Source organism: Salmonella sp. SAL04157 (genome assembly GCF_046551635.1).
Lineage (GTDB): Bacteria > Pseudomonadota > Gammaproteobacteria > Enterobacterales > Enterobacteriaceae > Salmonella > Salmonella enterica.
On sequence record NZ_JBGDVS010000004.1, the window covers coordinates 276,196 to 293,268 of the forward strand.

At 50.3% G+C, this 17,073-nt stretch carries 16 protein-coding genes and 1 other annotated feature; of the genes, 10 read left to right on the forward strand and 6 right to left on the reverse strand.

The features are described from left to right. Positions 1 to 45 precede the first annotated feature (45 nt). Together ACLJRE_RS11080 and yaaA are read left to right on the forward strand one after the other, a co-directional pair. Positions 46 to 1,476 carry an alanine/glycine:cation symporter family protein gene (locus ACLJRE_RS11080; RefSeq protein WP_023212757.1) on the forward strand — a complete coding sequence of 477 codons (1,431 nt, stop codon included), beginning with the start codon at positions 46 to 48 and terminating at the stop codon, positions 1,474 to 1,476. A gap of 78 nt (positions 1,477 to 1,554) precedes the next feature. Beyond that, positions 1,555 to 2,328, forward strand: coding sequence for a peroxide stress protein YaaA (gene yaaA / locus ACLJRE_RS11085; protein ID WP_000906174.1), 774 nt, complete (start codon positions 1,555 to 1,557; stop codon positions 2,326 to 2,328). A 93-nt stretch (positions 2,329 to 2,421) separates the two neighbouring features. Here yaaA and thrC read toward each other — a convergent pair whose 3' ends face one another. The 6 genes from thrC to yjjY form a co-directional block, all read right to left on the reverse strand. Then, positions 2,422 to 3,708, reverse strand: coding sequence for a threonine synthase (gene thrC, locus ACLJRE_RS11090; protein ID WP_000781105.1), 1,287 nt, complete (start codon positions 3,706 to 3,708; stop codon positions 2,422 to 2,424). Between the two features lie 3 nt (positions 3,709 to 3,711). Continuing rightward, positions 3,712 to 4,641 carry a homoserine kinase gene (thrB, locus tag ACLJRE_RS11095; RefSeq protein WP_000241685.1) on the reverse strand — a complete coding sequence of 310 codons (930 nt, stop codon included), beginning with the start codon at positions 4,639 to 4,641 and terminating at the stop codon, positions 3,712 to 3,714. Between the two features lies 1 nt (position 4,642). Then, positions 4,643 to 7,105, reverse strand: coding sequence for a bifunctional aspartate kinase/homoserine dehydrogenase I (thrA, locus tag ACLJRE_RS11100; protein ID WP_023212758.1), 2,463 nt, complete (start codon positions 7,103 to 7,105; stop codon positions 4,643 to 4,645). A 25-nt stretch (positions 7,106 to 7,130) separates the two neighbouring features. Continuing rightward, positions 7,131 to 7,251 (reverse strand) — a sequence feature (Thr leader region). Continuing rightward, positions 7,187 to 7,252: a thr operon leader peptide gene (gene thrL, locus ACLJRE_RS11105; protein WP_001575544.1), complete on the reverse strand. Its 66-nt coding sequence runs from the start codon at positions 7,250 to 7,252 to the stop codon at positions 7,187 to 7,189. (Overlaps the previous feature by 65 nt.) Positions 7,253 to 7,465: 213 nt before the next feature. Further along, a complete protein-coding gene (locus ACLJRE_RS11110) occupies positions 7,466 to 8,152 on the reverse strand; it encodes a tRNA/rRNA methyltransferase (protein WP_001266769.1) in 687 nt (228 codons plus the stop codon). A gap of 399 nt (positions 8,153 to 8,551) precedes the next feature. Further along, positions 8,552 to 8,692: a protein YjjY gene (yjjY, locus tag ACLJRE_RS11115; RefSeq protein ID WP_001541509.1), complete on the reverse strand. Its 141-nt coding sequence runs from the start codon at positions 8,690 to 8,692 to the stop codon at positions 8,552 to 8,554. A 95-nt stretch (positions 8,693 to 8,787) separates the two neighbouring features. Between yjjY and arcA the strand changes: the two genes are divergently transcribed. The 8 genes from arcA to sthE all read left to right on the forward strand — a co-directional run bounded on the left by arcA (position 8,788) and on the right by sthE (position 17,063). Next, a complete protein-coding gene (arcA, locus tag ACLJRE_RS11120) occupies positions 8,788 to 9,504 on the forward strand; it encodes a two-component system response regulator ArcA (RefSeq protein ID WP_001194359.1) in 717 nt (238 codons plus the stop codon). Positions 9,505 to 9,770: 266 nt separating this feature from the next. After that, a complete protein-coding gene (locus ACLJRE_RS11125) occupies positions 9,771 to 10,085 on the forward strand; it encodes a hypothetical protein (RefSeq protein WP_000749515.1) in 315 nt (104 codons plus the stop codon). A 384-nt stretch (positions 10,086 to 10,469) separates the two neighbouring features. Next, positions 10,470 to 11,141, forward strand: coding sequence for a winged helix-turn-helix transcriptional regulator (locus tag ACLJRE_RS11130; RefSeq protein ID WP_000811635.1), 672 nt, complete (start codon positions 10,470 to 10,472; stop codon positions 11,139 to 11,141). 338 nt (positions 11,142 to 11,479) lie between these two features. Then, positions 11,480 to 12,025 carry a fimbrial protein gene (locus ACLJRE_RS11135; protein ID WP_000482239.1) on the forward strand — a complete coding sequence of 182 codons (546 nt, stop codon included), beginning with the start codon at positions 11,480 to 11,482 and terminating at the stop codon, positions 12,023 to 12,025. 70 nt (positions 12,026 to 12,095) lie between these two features. Next, positions 12,096 to 12,779, forward strand: coding sequence for a fimbrial biogenesis chaperone SthA (gene sthA, locus ACLJRE_RS11140; protein ID WP_000680523.1), 684 nt, complete (start codon positions 12,096 to 12,098; stop codon positions 12,777 to 12,779). 45 nt (positions 12,780 to 12,824) lie between these two features. Then, on the forward strand, positions 12,825 to 15,362 hold the full coding sequence (locus ACLJRE_RS11145; RefSeq protein ID WP_001160698.1) for a fimbrial outer membrane usher protein: 2,538 nt from the start codon (positions 12,825 to 12,827) through the stop codon (positions 15,360 to 15,362). A gap of 17 nt (positions 15,363 to 15,379) precedes the next feature. Beyond that, positions 15,380 to 15,937, forward strand: coding sequence for a fimbrial protein (locus ACLJRE_RS11150; protein WP_001056991.1), 558 nt, complete (start codon positions 15,380 to 15,382; stop codon positions 15,935 to 15,937). 40 nt (positions 15,938 to 15,977) lie between these two features. Next, entirely contained in the window at positions 15,978 to 17,063 is a 1,086-nt protein-coding gene (gene sthE / locus ACLJRE_RS11155) for a fimbrial major subunit SthE (RefSeq protein WP_001253772.1), read from the forward strand. Positions 17,064 to 17,073: the final 10 nt, after the last annotated feature.

Here is a 17,073-nt window from a genome sequence, read left to right on the forward strand (position 1 = left end):
ATACAGGATCATCAAAGCGTGACGGCATCAACAAGAGGGACGTTAATGCCTGAGTTTTTCAGTTTTATTAACGAAATACTCTGGGGCTCGGTAATGATTTACCTGCTGCTCGGCGCAGGATGTTGGTTTACCTGGCGTACCGGATTCATTCAATTTCGTTATATTCGCCATTTTAGCCGCAGTCTGAAAGGCAGCCTTAGCCCGCAGCCAGGCGGCCTGACGTCATTTCAGGCGCTGTGTACCAGCCTCGCGGCGCGGATTGGCAGCGGTAATCTGGCCGGCGTGGCGCTGGCTATCGCCGCAGGCGGTCCCGGCGCGGTATTCTGGATGTGGGTCTCGGCCATCATTGGTATGGCGACCTCCTTCGCCGAGTGTTCGCTTGCCCAGCTTTATAAAGAACGTGACCCGACAGGCCAGTTCCGCGGCGGCCCGGCGTGGTATATGGCGCGCGGGCTGGGAATGCGCTGGATGGGCGTGGTTTTCGCCCTCTTTCTGCTCGTCGCCTACGGGTTGATTTTTAATAGCGTGCAGGCGAATGCCGTCTCACGCGCGCTCCATTTCGCCTTCAACATTCCGCCGCTTATCTCCGGCATTGCTCTGGCGTTCTGTGCCCTGTTAATTATCATCCGCGGCATAAAAGGCGTCGCCCGCCTGATGCAATGGCTGATTCCCCTCATCGCGTTATTGTGGGTCGCCGGCAGCGTATTCATTTGCCTCTGGCATATTGAGCAAATGCCTGGCGTTATCGCCTCGATAGTCAAAAGCGCATTTGGCTGGCAGGAAGCCGCGGCAGGCGCAGCCGGATATACGCTCACCCAGGCTATTACCAGCGGTTTTCAGCGTGGGATGTTCTCGAATGAAGCGGGAATGGGGTCAACGCCTAATGCAGCCGCAGCGGCAACGTCGTATCCACCTCATCCTGTCGCGCAGGGGATTGTGCAAATGATTGGCGTATTCAGCGACACCATTATCATCTGTACCGCCAGCGCGATGATTATCCTGCTGGAGGGGAATCACGCATCCCATTCGTCAACAGAAGGCATTCAGCTTCTCCAACATGCAATGGTTTCGTTGACCGGTGAATGGGGCGCCAGTTTTGTCGCGCTTATCGTCATTCTGTTCGCGTTCAGTTCTATCGTCGCCAACTATATTTACGCTGAAAACAATCTGTTTTTTCTGCGGTTACATAACGCAAAGGCCATCTGGCTATTACGCCTTGCGACGCTTGGCATGGTTATCGCCGGTACGCTTATCAGTTTTCCGCTGATATGGCAGCTCGCTGACATGATCATGGCCTGTATGGCCATTACCAATCTGACGGCGATTTTGTTGCTCTCACCGGTGGTGTATACCCTCGCCAGCGATTATCTGCGACAACGGAAACTGGGCGTAAGACCGCAGTTCGATCCGCGGCGCTTCCCGGATATCGAACCACAACTGGCGCCAGATACCTGGGATGCGGCATCGCGCGATTAAGCCGACAATCGCAACCATCGGTCAACTCTGCGGCGTTTTTTTGCTAAAGTCGCAGAAAATTCCCTGCAAGGACTGGATATGCTGATTCTGATTTCACCTGCAAAAACGCTTGATTATCAAAGCCCGCTGGCCACGACCCGCTATACCCAGCCGGAGCTGTTGGATCACAGCCAGCAGCTTATTCAACAGGCCCGCCAGCTTTCGGCGCCGCAAATTTCCAGGCTGATGGGAATTAGCGACAAACTGGCGGATCTCAACGCCACGCGTTTTCATGACTGGCAGCCTCATTTTACGCCGGATAATGCACGCCAGGCGATTCTGGCGTTCAAAGGCGATGTTTATACCGGCCTACAGGCGGAAACGTTCAACGACGCGGATTTTGATTTTGCTCAACAACATCTGCGTATGCTCTCTGGCTTGTATGGCGTATTGCGCCCGCTGGATTTAATGCAGCCTTATCGTCTGGAGATGGGGATTCGCCTGGAGAATCCGCGCGGCAAAGATCTTTATCAATTCTGGGGCGATATCATTACCGATAAGCTCAACGAAGCGCTTGAGGCGCAGGGCGATCGGGTGGTGGTGAATCTGGCCTCCGAGGAATATTTTAAATCGGTGAAGCCGAAGAAACTGAATGCCGAACTGATTAAGCCCGTGTTCCTTGATGAGAAAAACGGCAAGTTTAAGGTGGTAAGCTTCTACGCCAAAAAAGCGCGCGGACTGATGAGCCGTTTTATTATTGAAAACCGCTTAACGAAGCCGGAACAGCTTACCGCGTTTGACCGTGAAGGGTATTTCTTTGATGAAGAAACCTCCACAAAAGACGAGCTGGTCTTTAAACGCTACGAGCAGTAACGGCATCGCCGGATGGCGGTTACGCCTTATCCGGCCTACAAATCGACACCACCCCATAGGCCCGGTAAGCGACAGCGCCACCGGGCGCAATGGTTACTGGCGGGTCATCATCAGCTTACGCAGGGCGGCAAAATCCGCAGGCAGATGATGTGAAAGCAGCGGCAGATCGGCGCGTTCGGCGAGCGCTTCAGGCAATGCCAGCGTTTCTCCCAGAATGGACTCCACGCTTTCTTTAAACTTCGCCGGATGCGCCGTTCCGAGAAACAAGCCATACTCGCCAGGGTTTAACTGGTCGCGTAATGCCCGATACGCCACCGCCGCATGAGGTTCCGAGATATAACCTTTCGCTTTCAGCTCGCGCATCGTCTGCTGTGTCGTAGTGTCATCCACCGCCGCATAGCCCAGCTCAGTCAGGCGCCAGATTTTACGGCGGAATAGCTCCTCCACACGCGGCCAGTTATTCGGCTGGCTGACATCCATCGCATTCGAGAGGGTCGCCTGCGTCGCTTTCGGCGCCCACTTCCCGTCATGCAGAAAACGCGGCACCGTGTCGTTGACGTTGGTGGCGGCGATAAAACGTTTCACCGGTAGGCCTAACGACTTCGCCAGCAGTCCTGCCGTCAAATCGCCAAAGTTGCCGCTGGGTACGGAGATTACCAGTTGGTTACGCGCCCCCTGCGGCAGTTGCGCCACGGCTTCAAAGTAGTAGCAAATTTGCGCCAACAGGCGGCTGATATTAATTGAATTAGCCGAATTCAGCCCCAGCGCCGTTTTCAGTTCTTCGTCATCAAATGCCTGTTTCACCAGCGCCTGGCAAGCGTCGAAATCGCCGTCGATCGCCACGGTTTCAATGTTGCCGCCCAGCGTACAGAACAGTTTTTCCTGCAATGGACTGATTTTACCGCGCGGGTAGAGAATAACGACCCGCACATTTTCCAGGCCATAGAACGCGTGAGCCACCGCCGCGCCGGTATCGCCTGACGTTGCGGTCAGAATCGTCACCGGTTTGTCGCCGCTGATATGCGTCAGCATTTGCGCCATAAAACGCCCGCCGAAGTCTTTAAAGGCCAGCGTCGGACCATGGAATAGCTCCAGGCAACCGACATCGCTTTCTACCTGCGCTACCGGCGCCGGGAACGCAAACGCCGCGCGGACGCGCTCTTCCAGAATTTGCTGCGGTATTTCATCGCCAATAAATGCCGAGAGGATCTTTGCGCTACGGCTGACAAAGTCCTGGTTGAGCATCTCATCAATTTCCGTCAGGCTAAACTCCGGCAGATCGTGCGGAAAAAAAAGTCCCTGCTGTTTGCCCAGTCCTTGCGTGACGGCCTGCGCAAAGCTGACCTGCTCATTATGGTCTTTCAGATTATAGAGTTTCATTGATTATCCCACTACTCGTGCGCCCGCCGTATCCAGCCGGCAAATATGAACGAAGCCTTCCTGATTTTGCAGATAATGTTTGCTCAGCCAGTCCGCGACGCGCTGCGCCGTCTCCGGTTTATCGCATAGCGCAAACAGCGTCGGCCCCGACCCGGAAATCCCGCTCGCCAGCGCGCCGATCTCCGATACCGCCTGCCGCGCCTGGCTAAAGCCCGGCAGTAAACGCGCGCGGTATGGTTCGGCAATAACATCTTTCATCAGCGCGGCGGCAAGCTGCGGCTGCCGCGAGTAACAGGCGTGAATAAAACCGGCCAGATGCCGTCCATGCGCAATGCAATCCTGACGGCGATACTGCGCAGGCAAAATGGCCCGTGCTTCTGCGGTGGAAACTTTAATGCCCGGATAAGCCAGTACCCATAGCCACTCATCAAAGCCCGGCACCTGCTGACTAATAATGCCGTTTTCTTCAATCATCAGTTGCATACCGCCAAGAAAGCACGGCGCGACGTTATCGTAATGGATGCTGCCGGAGATACGGCCTTCCAGCTCGCCCATCAGCGCCAACAGACGCGTGTCGTTTAACGGTTTGCCGCAGTGCTCATTCATCGCGACCAGCGCAGCAACGACGGAACAGGCGCTGGACCCTAACCCGGAACCAATCGGCATATTTTTTTCCAGCGTCATCGCCACCGGGATGGTTTTCCCCAATGCCTGGCAAAAACGTTCCCAGCACTGATAAACAATGTTTTCACGCGGCTCCGGCGGCAGTTTATCGGCAAATCGCCCCAGGTTATGCAGACGGAAATGGTCCGCTGCTTCAACGGATACCACATCGCCCAGCAACGTGCCGTCAACGGGTGTGACGGCCGCGCCCAACACGTCGAAACCGACGCTCATGTTCGCGCTGGAAGCCGGGGCATACACTTTCACCATGTTAAACTCCTAACTTCCATGAGAGGGTCCGTAACAGATCGGCAAACACGCCCGCCGCCGTCACATCATTGCCTGCGCCGTAGCCGCGCAGCACCAACGGCAAGGGCTGATAATAGTGGCTGTAGAACGCCAGTGCGTTTTCACCGTTTTTCACTTTGAAGAGCGGATCGTTACCATCAACTTCGGCAATCTTCACGCGGCACACGCCATCCTCTTCGATATTGCCCACATAGCGCAATACCTTACCTTCATCACGAGCTTTTGCCACACGGGCGGCAAACGCATCGTCAAGCTGCGGCAGATGCGCCATAAAGGTGGTCACATCGCCGGAGGCGTCAAACTCGTCCGGCAACACCGGTTCAATCACGATATCGGAAAGCTCCAGCTCGCGACCCGTCTCGCGGGCAAGGATCAACAGTTTACGCGCCACATCCATACCGGAAAGATCGTCGCGCGGATCGGGTTCGGTATAGCCCATCTCGCGCGCCAGCGCGGTCGCCTGTGAGAGACTCATCCCCTCTTCCAGTTTACCGAAAATAAAAGAGAGCGACCCGGAAAGAATGCCGGAAAATTTTTGCAGTTCATCACCCGCATTCAGCAGATTTTGCAGGTTTTCGATCACCGGCAAACCGGCACCGACGTTGGTGTCATACAAGAATTTGCGCCGTGATTGCGCGGCGGCGAAACGTAGCTGATGGTAGTAGTCCATCGACGAGGTGTTCGCTTTCTTGTTTGGCGTCACCACATGGAATCCTTCACGCAGGAAGTCGGCATACTGGTCGGCCACCGCCTGACTGGAGGTACAATCAACAATCACCGGATTGAGTAGATGATATTCTTTCACCAGGCGAATTAAGCGTCCCAGATTGAACGGCGCGTTCGCTTGCGCCAGTTCCGCCTGCCAGTTGTCCAGATTCAGGCCATGCACATTGGTTAGCAACGCCTTTGAGTTCGCCACGCCGCACACGCGTAGATCGATGTGCTTGTTCTTCAGCCAGGTTTGCTGACGTTTAAGCTGTTCCAGTAGCGCGCCGCCGACGCCGCCGACGCCAATGACAAACACTTCAATCACCTGATCGGTATTGAACAGCATCTGGTGCGTTACCCGCACGCCGGTGGTGGCATCGTCGTTATTCACCACCACAGAAATGGAACGCTCAGAAGATCCCTGAGCGATCGCCACGATATTGATATTGGCCCGCGCCAGCGCGGCGAAGAATTTCGCTGAAATGCCGCGTAGCGTGCGCATACCGTCGCCGACAACAGAGATAATCGCCAACCGCTCAGTAACCGCCAGCGGCTCCAGCAGCCCCTCTTTCAGCTCCAGATAGAACTCATCCTGCATCGCACGGCGGGCACGCGCGCAATCACTCTGCGGCACACAGAAGCTGATGCTGTACTCAGAGGAGGACTGGGTAATGAGCACCACCGAGATCCCGGCGCGAGACATGGCGGCGAAAACACGCGCCGCCATCCCAATCATCCCTTTCATTCCCGGGCCGGAGACGCTAAACATCGCCATGTTGTTAAGGTTAGAGATCCCTTTAACCGGCAGATTATCATCGTCGCTGGACGCGCCGATCAGCGTTCCTGGCGCCTGCGGATTGCCGGTATTTTTAATCAGACAGGGGATCTGGAACTGGGCGATAGGCGTAATGGTGCGAGGGTGAAGGACTTTGGCGCCGAAGTAAGAGAGTTCCATCGCTTCCTGGTAGGACATCGATTTCAGCAGCCTGGCGTCCGGCACCTGACGCGGGTCACAGGTATACACGCCATCGACGTCAGTCCAGATTTCACAGCAGTCAGCGCGTAAACAGGCGGCCAGCACGGCGGCGGAATAGTCGGAACCATTACGGCCCAGCACCACCAGTTCACCCTTTTCATTACCGGCGGTAAAGCCCGCCATCAGGATCATGTGATCAGCTGGGATCTGGCTGGCGGCGATACGGCGAGTCGATTCCGCGATATCGACGGTAGATTCAAGGTAATGGCCCACCGCCAGCAATTTTTCTACCGGATCGATCACCGTGACGCGATGTCCACGCGCCTCCAGGAGTCCCGCCATAATCGCGATCGACATTTTTTCGCCACGGCAAATCAGCGCGGCGTTGATGCTATCCGGGCACTGACCCAGCAGGCTGATACCATGCAGAACATGTTTGATCTGAGCGAATTCTTGTTCGACAACCATTTTCAACCGTGCAAGCGGGAATCCCGGCTGCGCGCTGGCAAGTCCTGCGAGCAGGTCAGAAAAAATACGTTCGGCATCGCTGATATTCGGCAAAGCATCCTGACCGCCGATAGCTTTTTCAATCATCGCCACCAGATGGTTGGTAATTTTCGCGGGGGCGGAAAGTACGGTCGCTACCTGCCCTTGCCTGGCATTGCTTTCCAGAATATCGGCAACACGCAGAAAACGTTCTGCATTTGCCACTGATGTACCGCCGAACTTCAACACTCGCATGGTTGTTACCTCGTGATCTCTGGTCGAAAAAAAAGCCCGCACTGTTCAGGTGCGGGCTTTTTTCTGTGTTTCCTGTACGCGTCAGCCCGCACCGTTACCTGTGGTAATGGTGATGGTGGTAATGGTGGTGGTGCTGATGCGGTTCATGGATGTTGTGTACTCTGTCATTTTTATTTGTCTGTCTTGTATTCCTATATTGGTTAAAGTATCTGCCCGCCTAAGTCAATAAATTTTTAAATTGATCACATTCCGAAACTTGTTCATGTGCTGCTGGCGATATATTTATTTTCAACCAATTCCCCCTGTTATGATCTCTTGCAACCAGACGTAATCTCTTATTATTTTAAAAATTACAGCACGTTATTTTGTTAGTTTTTTTTCAATATCATGAACCAAACGGTGCAACATTACCGTATCTCGCTGTCCCAGCAGGCCGATTCGCTGTTGTAGCCAGTCGGTTAATTTGTGGTCATCGGCCGCCTCCAGAGTCGTTAACAGACGTAAAAGGCGCGCGCGTAACGCCTGTAACTGCGATTCATCAGCAATATCAACGGATTCAGTGGTCTGTTGCATTAAACCTGCTAATTGATAGCAATACACCATGACTGCCTGACCCAGATTGAGCGAAGGGTAATCCGCCGCCATCGGCACGCCGGTCAATACATCCGCCAGCGCCAGCTCGTCATTGGTCAAACCGGAATCCTCACGGCCAAAAACCAGCGCGGCATGACGCATCCAGCGTGATTTTTCCTGTAATAAGGGAACCAGTTCAGCGGGCGAAGCGTAGTAATGAAATTTTGCCCGGCTGCGGGCTGTCGTCGCGACGGTAAAATCCACATCGTGGAGCGCGTCGGCAAGGGTGTGGAAAACCTCAATATTATCAATAATATCTCCAGATCCATGTGCGACCCAACGGGTAGCGGGCTCCAGGTGCGCCTGGCTGTCGACAATACGCAGGTCAGTAAATCCCATGGTCTTCATAGCCCGGGCGGCTGCGCCGATATTTTCCGCTCTGGCGGGAGCGACAAGAACGATTGTTACACGCATTTCATTACTCTTTTTGACTAATTTACAGGAAATTAGCTGGCGTTTGTAAGCATATTACGCTTCGCAAATTTACAAAATTTTAACGGATATCACTGAAAAAGCATTTTTGATTTCGTAAAAGACGCTACACTATTGCGTATCTGTACTATTGCTGTTTATGTTAACAGAACATCGTTATCCTGCTGTTTATTTAGGATAATTTAATTTAAAATAGATCCTGCTCTTTGGATTCATCGCATTTATTAGTTGGCTTACGTAACTAGTTGGAATATTGCAAATTTGTGATGAAAGCTAGCATTTAGCTACGATGATTTCATCAAACTGTTAACGTGCTACAATTGAACTTGATATATGTCAACGAAGCGTAGTTTTATTAGGTGTCCGGTACGTCTTAGCCTGTTATGTTGCTGTTAAAATGGTTAGGATGACAGCCGTTTTTGACACTGTCGGGTCCAGAGGGAAAGTACCCACGACCAAGCTAATGATGTTGTTGACGTTGATGGAAAGTGCATCAAGAACGCAATTACGTACTTTAGTCATGTTACGCCGATCATGTTAATTTGCGACATGCATCAGGCAGGTCAGGGACTTTTGTACTTCCTGTTTCGATTTAGTTGGCAATTTAGGTAGCAAACATGCAGACCCCGCACATTCTTATCGTTGAAGACGAGTTGGTAACACGCAACACGTTGAAAAGTATTTTCGAAGCGGAAGGCTATGATGTATTCGAAGCGACAGATGGCGCGGAAATGCATCAGATCCTCTCTGAATATGACATCAACCTGGTGATCATGGATATCAATCTTCCAGGGAAAAACGGTCTCCTGTTAGCGCGTGAACTGCGTGAACAGGCTAACGTTGCGCTGATGTTCCTGACGGGCCGCGATAATGAAGTCGACAAAATTCTCGGCCTCGAAATCGGCGCGGATGATTACATCACCAAACCGTTTAACCCACGCGAATTGACCATCCGTGCCCGCAACCTGCTGTCCCGTACCATGAACCTGGGTACCGTCAGCGAAGAGCGTCGTAGCGTTGAAAGCTACAAGTTCAACGGTTGGGAACTGGATATCAACAGTCGTTCACTGATCGGCCCGGACGGCGAGCAGTATAAACTACCGCGCAGCGAGTTCCGCGCGATGCTTCACTTCTGCGAAAACCCTGGCAAAATTCAGTCGCGCGCAGAGCTGTTGAAGAAAATGACCGGGCGCGAGCTGAAGCCGCATGACCGTACTGTTGACGTTACCATTCGTCGTATTCGTAAGCATTTCGAATCCACGCCGGATACGCCGGAAATCATCGCCACCATTCACGGCGAAGGTTATCGCTTCTGCGGCGACCTGCAGGATTAATTCGGCCCAGGCGCCAAACTGTAAAAACAGCCGGTAAGTTATTCTTACTGGCTGTTTCTTATGCTCCCCTTCCCCTAAGCGGCCCCGCTTTCCCTCCTGACCTGCCGTTATGACGTACTCTTTTACATAAAAATTGTCATATAGCGCTGTTTATCTCAGCTTGCGAAAGTTAAGGTAGTTTGTGTATTAACATTAAAGAGTAATACACGGGATTTGTTGGTCCCCAAAAAATAAGGGGATGCTCACAGGACGTGAGGTTTCAAAGGATGAAAAAATCACCATTATGCTGCTACCTGTTTTGTGCAGCGATGTCAGCTTCATCAGCCGCGCTGGCTGCTACCGCGCCGGTCTCCGCAGGCGTTATTCATTTCAAAGGTCAGATTGTCGAATATGGTTGTAATCTTGCGCCTCACGATCGCAATATCGAGGTATCATGTTTGCGGAATAATATCCCCCATTTGCAGACAGTCGCCACACCGTCTGGAAACGCTATTTCGTTGATGAATGGAATCGCCACGGTACGGCACGTGTCGTTAAAAGATCATCCGGAGATTCAAAGCCTGATCGTCCAGTATCGCTAACCGCTTATGGCTCCCGCCGGGAGGAGTTCCGGCAGGCGGCGATTTCGCTCAGTAAAACGCCGCCCGCCTGCATTTTGTACTTTTCTCTCATTCGTATCCTCCAACAGCGATGTTCATCGCTTCGCTATCCTGTACGCTCTACGCGCTCGTTAAGCACTGTACCTATGATAGCTGTCATAAAATGATTGCAAATAAAATCATCACATTTACTATGGTTAACCTTACAAACAGCGTTGTCGCTCATGCATTGATAAGGTGAATACATTGACTTAAATATTCTTGTTGGCTATTTTAATTTACTTAATTATAATTTTAAGTGAATATTAAATTTATCTTTACCTTTTAATAGTCAACCACTTTATCAGCCATAATAATGGGGAAGATATGAAGCAGTTAAACGGCGGGAATGTGTATCGTCCCACAGGGAAAGAAAAAAACCTGCAAGCCATTTTAAATATTCATCGGCACGTTATTCAAAACATCTCCCCTGTCACTATTACGGCCGGTAAAACACTGGATATCAAGATTGATAATCAATCCCACATCCTGTTAATCACTAAAGGCGCTATTAAAGTATGTCGGCGTATCGACAGCATTGTAATGGGCTGCGGTGTCTCACCAATGATTTTAGGCCTTGTAGATGCCTATGCTGACTTATACCAGTTAGAAGAGAATTCAGACGTCTTTTTTATCGCCGAAACCACCTGTGAATATTATCCTGTCCCAGTAAAAGATTTTGTGGAAATAGCCGATGAAAAGCATCTCTGGCGTGACATTTCGAACATCCTGATGTACCGCATTGCTTTCATGACTAACCGTGACAGAAACCTTATCGGGCAGGACGCCTATAGCCAGATAAAAGCGCTGTTACTTGAACTGTGGTCGTATCCTGAAAGCTCACGATTTGAGATCAACGCACAGAACTTCATACAGCAGAGAACCGGGCTTTCACGCAGCCGTATCATGCAGGTACTTTCAGAACTAAAAGCAGGGGACTATATAAAAATACTGCATGGAAGACTGTTAGAGCTTCGAAACCTGCCGGTTTCATTTTAAACGGACAAGCGTCGTATATTCTTAAAAATAAAGCAATATAGAGTTAAATAAACCCTCCAGGAAATAATAACTATTATCAAAAAAGAGATCTTGCTCTATAAATCCAGTCATCAACCATACTTCTTTAGTGGTATTTTATTAAACTTTGTTACCGGGTCCGAAACTGGACTGCCGTTCAATATTGCATCAGAATTTTTATTGAGTTCATAGTTGATATACGTAGAATAGCCGCCTGCTTATCTACAGAACAGAAAGAAGCGCATACAGAGTAAAATATAATATTTTATTTTATATAGCTATCTTTATTTTTCAGCGAATAGAATCAGGCAACAATTAATATGTTTAATAAGAAAATTATCATCCTGGCAATGTTAACTGCCGTAGCATCCACACCGGTATTTGCCCAGAACACGATTACGTTCAATGGCAAAATTTACGATCAGGCGTGTACGGTTCAGGTTAATGGCTCCACGGATACCACCATTGATTTAGGTAATTACAGCAAAGAACGCATCGCGGAAAAAGGCGCCACAACCGATTACGTGCCGTTTACCGTAAGCCTGGTTAGCTGCCCGGAAGCAGGGACTGGCGTACCAACCCAGGCCATGTTCCGCTTCCACGGCGCAACAGATGATTCTAACCCAACGTACTTCAAAAACGCGGACGAAGGATCGGAAACGGGCGCCGCGGGTGTCGGTATTTCTATTCAGAACGCTTCACATAGCGATGTGACAGATAACACGGATGATGCCGCAGTAAACCTGCCAACCGACGGCTCGACAGCAGACTTTACCTATTACGCCGCCATGGCAAACGATGGTTCCGCAACCGTAACCGGTGGAGATGTTAGCACTCAGGTTACGTATACCGTTTCGTATCAGTAAGGCATTCTCATCCTGATATGGACAGGCAGGATGCCAGTCCATAGCGTAAAACATCTTTACAGAGTAAAAAATGAAACACATAAAGAAATCCGTGTTGGTCGTATTACTGACAAGCCATGTTGCCCATGCCAGCATTGTTGTTGGCGGAACCCGACTGGTTTTCGACGGCAATAATGATGAGTCGTCAATCAATGTAGAGAATAAAGACAGCAAAGCGAATCTTGTTCAGTCATGGTTATCGGTTGCCGATCCCCAGGTCACAAATAAGCAGGCGTTTATTATCACCCCGCCTCTTTTTCGCCTTGATGCCGGGCAAAAGAACAGTATTCGGGTTATTCGCTCTGGCGCCCCCCTACCTGCAGATCGGGAGTCTATGTACTGGCTCAATATTAAGGGTATTCCTTCTATTGATGATAATGCCTCCGCGAACCGCGTGGAAATCTCCATTAATACCCAAATAAAGCTTATATATCGACCGCCAGCATTAACAAAATCAACGCCTGATAGCCAGAGCCAACAATTAAAATGGCAGACGGCAGGTGATGTTATTACCGTAAATAACCCCACTCCCTATTATATGAACTTTGCCAGTGTGACGCTTAACAGCCATGAAGTGAAATCAGCGACCTTCGTTCCGCCAAAATCATCGGCGTCATTTAAATTGAGTTCTACTGCCGCCCCTCATGGCACGGTAACGTGGCGATTAATCAGCGATTATGGGATGAGTTTAGAGCCGCATTCCGGTTCATTCTAGCCATTAACGACTTCACTTTACTTTTACCCTTTCAGGACTTTTACTGTGCAATTCTCCAGAGTAGAGCCCCGTTCTCAATTAGCGTTATCGTTTCTCTTTATATGCTGTTCCATAAAACCAGCGTTAGCGCATGATCATTTTAATCCATTATCGTTGGAAAATGATGAACCGGGCGTGGAGAATGTCGATCTATCGGTTTTCGAAAAGGGGGGGCAGGCAGAAGGCACCTATAATGTTGATATTTATATTAATAACGCCAGTGTTGAAACAAAAAATATTGCCTTTAAAAATAAAAAATCAGCAGATAATAAGCTCTCCCTACAGCCGTGTCTTAGCGTTGCACAACTCAAGCAGTGGGGCGTAAAAACAGAAAACTTCCCCGAGCTTCAAAATGACCCAAACGGGTGTACCGATCTTAGTCTGCTGGCTGGTGCTGTAGCAAAGTTTAATGTCATCGGTAACCGGCTGGATTTAGCGATCCCTCAAATCGCGTTGATCGCCGACCCGCGAGAATTCGTCCCTACCAGCGAATGGGATGAAGGCATTAATGCTTTTTTGCTGAATTACAGTTTTACCGGATCGCAGGATCACGATATTGATGAAAACCGGACGGAAAATAGCGAATACGCTAACCTGCGCCCAGGTATTAACATTGGCGCATGGCGTTTTCGTAACTACTCAACCTGGAATCATGATAGCGATGGGCAAAATAGCTGGGATTCTGCCTACACCTATGTTTCTCGCGATATCGAATTTTTAAAAGGACAGCTGATCGCCGGGGAAAATAACACGCCCGCGGACGTCTTTGACAGTATTTCATTTAAGGGCGTACAGATCTCTTCTGATGACGATATGTTGCCGGACAGTATGAAAGGGTTCGCCCCGGTCATTCGCGGGGTGGCCAAAAGCAGCGCGCAGGTAACCGTTGAACAAAACGGTTATACCATCTACAAAACTAACGTTCCGGCGGGTCCATTCGCCATCAACGATCTTTATCCAACCGGCGGTTCGGGCGACCTGTACGTCACCATCAAAGAATCCGATGGTTCTGAACAGCATTTCATTGTGCCCTACGCCAGCGTTCCGGTATTACAGCGTGAAGGCCACCTGAAATACGACCTGACGGTAGGCCGCACGCGTTCATCAGATTCGCATTCCGCGCAACAGAATTTCGCAGAACTGACGGCCTTATACGGATTAGCAGGCGGCATAACCGCCTATGGCGGAATAGAGAGTACGCTGAGCAATGATATTTATCATGCGGCGCTCATCGGGACAGGCTTAAACCTTGGCGATCTGGGCGCATTGTCTCTAGACGTCACCAACTCATGGTCAAAAATTAAAGCAGGCGATGTGGTTAGCGATACGCTTACCGGACAATCCTGGCGTATTCGTTACAGCAAAGATATTCAGTCAACAGGCACCAATTTCACTGTCGCCGGTTACCGTTATTCGACCAAAGATTACTACGCTCTTGAGGATGTGCTGGATACCTATAGCGATAATAGTCACTATGATCATGTACGTAATCGCACCGACCTGTCGTTGTCGCAAGACATTATCTACGGTTCCATTTCACTCACTTTATATAATGAAGATTACTGGAATGACACTCATACCACATCATTAGGTATTGGCTATAACAACACATGGCATAACGTAAGCTATGGCATTAACTATTCTTATACGCTGAACGCCGATAATTCTCAGGATGAAGACGACGATACGGAAGACAGTAATGACCAGCAAATTTCAATCAATATTAGTATTCCGTTAGATGCTTTTATGCCGTCAACGTATGCCACCTACAATATGAACTCCGCGAAAGACGGCGATACCACGCATACTGTCGGTTTAAACGGAACAGCGCTGGCACAGAAAAATCTCTCATGGAGCGTTCAGGAAGGTTATTCCTCTCAAGAGAAAGCCACCAGCGGTAATGTGAGCGCAACCTATAACGGGACGTATGCGGATATTAACGGCGGATATAGCTACGATAATCATATGCGTCGCCTGAATTATGGCGTTCAGGGCGGCGTACTGTTACATCGAAATGGCCTGACACTATCCCAGCCAATGGACGACACCATCATATTGGTTAAAGCCCCTGGCGCAGCGGGTGTCCCCGTGAATAACGAAACGGGCGTGGACACCGATTTTCGGGGCTATGCCGTCGTACCTTATGCTTCGCCTTACCATCGTAATGAAGTGTCTTTAGATACGACGGGCATTAGAAAAAATATTGAGCTCATTGATACCAGTAAAACGCTGGTGCCTACCCGTGGCGCGGTGGTCAGGGCTGAATATAAAACCAATATTGGTTACAAGGCATTGATGGTATTAACCCGCATAAACAATCTGCCTGTTCCTTTTGGCGCGACCGTCTCGTCTTTAACAAAACCAGACAATCACAGCAGTTTTGTTGGTGATGCGGGGCAGGCCTGGTTAACCGGACTGGAAAAACAAGGGCGGTTATTAGTGAAGTGGGGGCCAACAGCAGCAGACCAGTGTCAGGTCTCTTATCGTATACCGAGCTCCCCCTCCGCTTCTGGCGTAGAAATCTTACACGAGCAATGCCAGTGATTCTGGTGGGATAAAAGATGAATATGAACAGATTTGCTGCATTAACCGCCCTGTTAACGTTCACGGGTCTGGCATTATGGTCGCCCTCGATCAGCGCGGCATACAATACCGCAGATGCCGTAGACATTAACGTTACGGGATTAATTTATGCCGATCCGTGTACCGTGACGGTCCCCGACACGATCTCTCTTGGGCAATATGCCCGGGCGGATATCGCTGTGGCCGGTGGCAATACCGCCACCATTCCTTTCACCATAAAAATGACGAATTGCCCGGCAACGACCACAAAAGCCGCGATTTCATTTAACGGCGTACCTTATCCCGATCCAAATTATGCTTCTGCAATTTATGCAAACAGCGCGGCCAATCCGGCGCAGGATTTAGGATTACAGCTTTTTAACCTGGACGGCAAAAGTCTGGTCAATCTGGCCAACAACGTCACTTACACGGTGGATATCAACAGTAATACCCATGAAGCCAATTTGCCTGTCGCCGCAAGGATGTATACCCCGTATGGAAAAGTCACGGCAGGGGATTTCACGTCCGTTGTGACGATCACTATCGCATGGCAATAACATCTTTCTATTTCACCTGGTATAAAAGCAGGAATTTTTCATGAGAAGGTTATATCTGGCGCTTATTCTGCTGTTCGCGTATTCCAGTCATGGTTACGCCTCCTGTAAACGTTCCGGTAATGAAGGCGCGATCACTATCACCCCGCCGTCGCAGCTTGTGGTGGATAGCCACGCCTATACCGCAGGCGAAGTGTTGTGGCAATCGGGCTGGGTTTCCACCTCCGAAGTCACAATGGATGGCTGTAGTCGCGATTATAAGGTCGGTTTTTTATATGAACCCGGTAGCGCGCAGTCAAATACATCGGCGACAATCAATGCGAATGACGGGAACAACACGCCGGTATTTAGCACCGGGATTTCCGGCGTGGGCATTGCGATTAAAACCCAAACGAATGCTGGCCCTTACGATAATGTCATGCCAATCGATAATACCTACCATAATGGCGATGGCAATAAAACACACCATGCGATGGCTCCCGCCTACAATGTTGAACTGGTCGCCTTAGGCGGTCCGATCACCTCCGGTACCGCGACATTCCAAAGTCCACTGGCGCGCGTATCTTTTCGCGATAGCGCAACAGAAGACTCCGGCGGCGATATCCTGACCCATCTGTATTTGGGGAATACGCAATTGATTATGAAAGCGATGGGATGTCGGGTAGAAACACCTGCCATCACCGTTGATTTAGGCAGCGTCAATTTAGGCAGTTTCGCTAACAGTCAAACCGCGGGCACAGGCGAGCAGGATATCTTATTGACCTGCGAACAAGGCACCGCTATTTCCGCATCGTTAAGCGCCCAACCGGCCAGCGGAAACAATCCTGATAATTCAGTCATCCAGCTGAGCAATGCAAGCGCGCCAACCAGCGCAACCGGCGTTGGCGTACAGTTGGGTATTCAGGCGCCGGACGCCGGTTTCTTTACCGACAGTTTGCCAATCAATCAAAAAATTGATCTCTTTACTCACGCTATTACCACCAATGCCGATGGCAGCCAGACGGTTAACGGCGGAACCATGAATATGTCCACCACCCTGAAAATTAGCGCGCGCTACTATAAAACCGCCGCCACGGTAACGGCCGGGCAAGCGAATGCCACGGCAACATTAAACCTGACCTATAACTAACGGCATCACA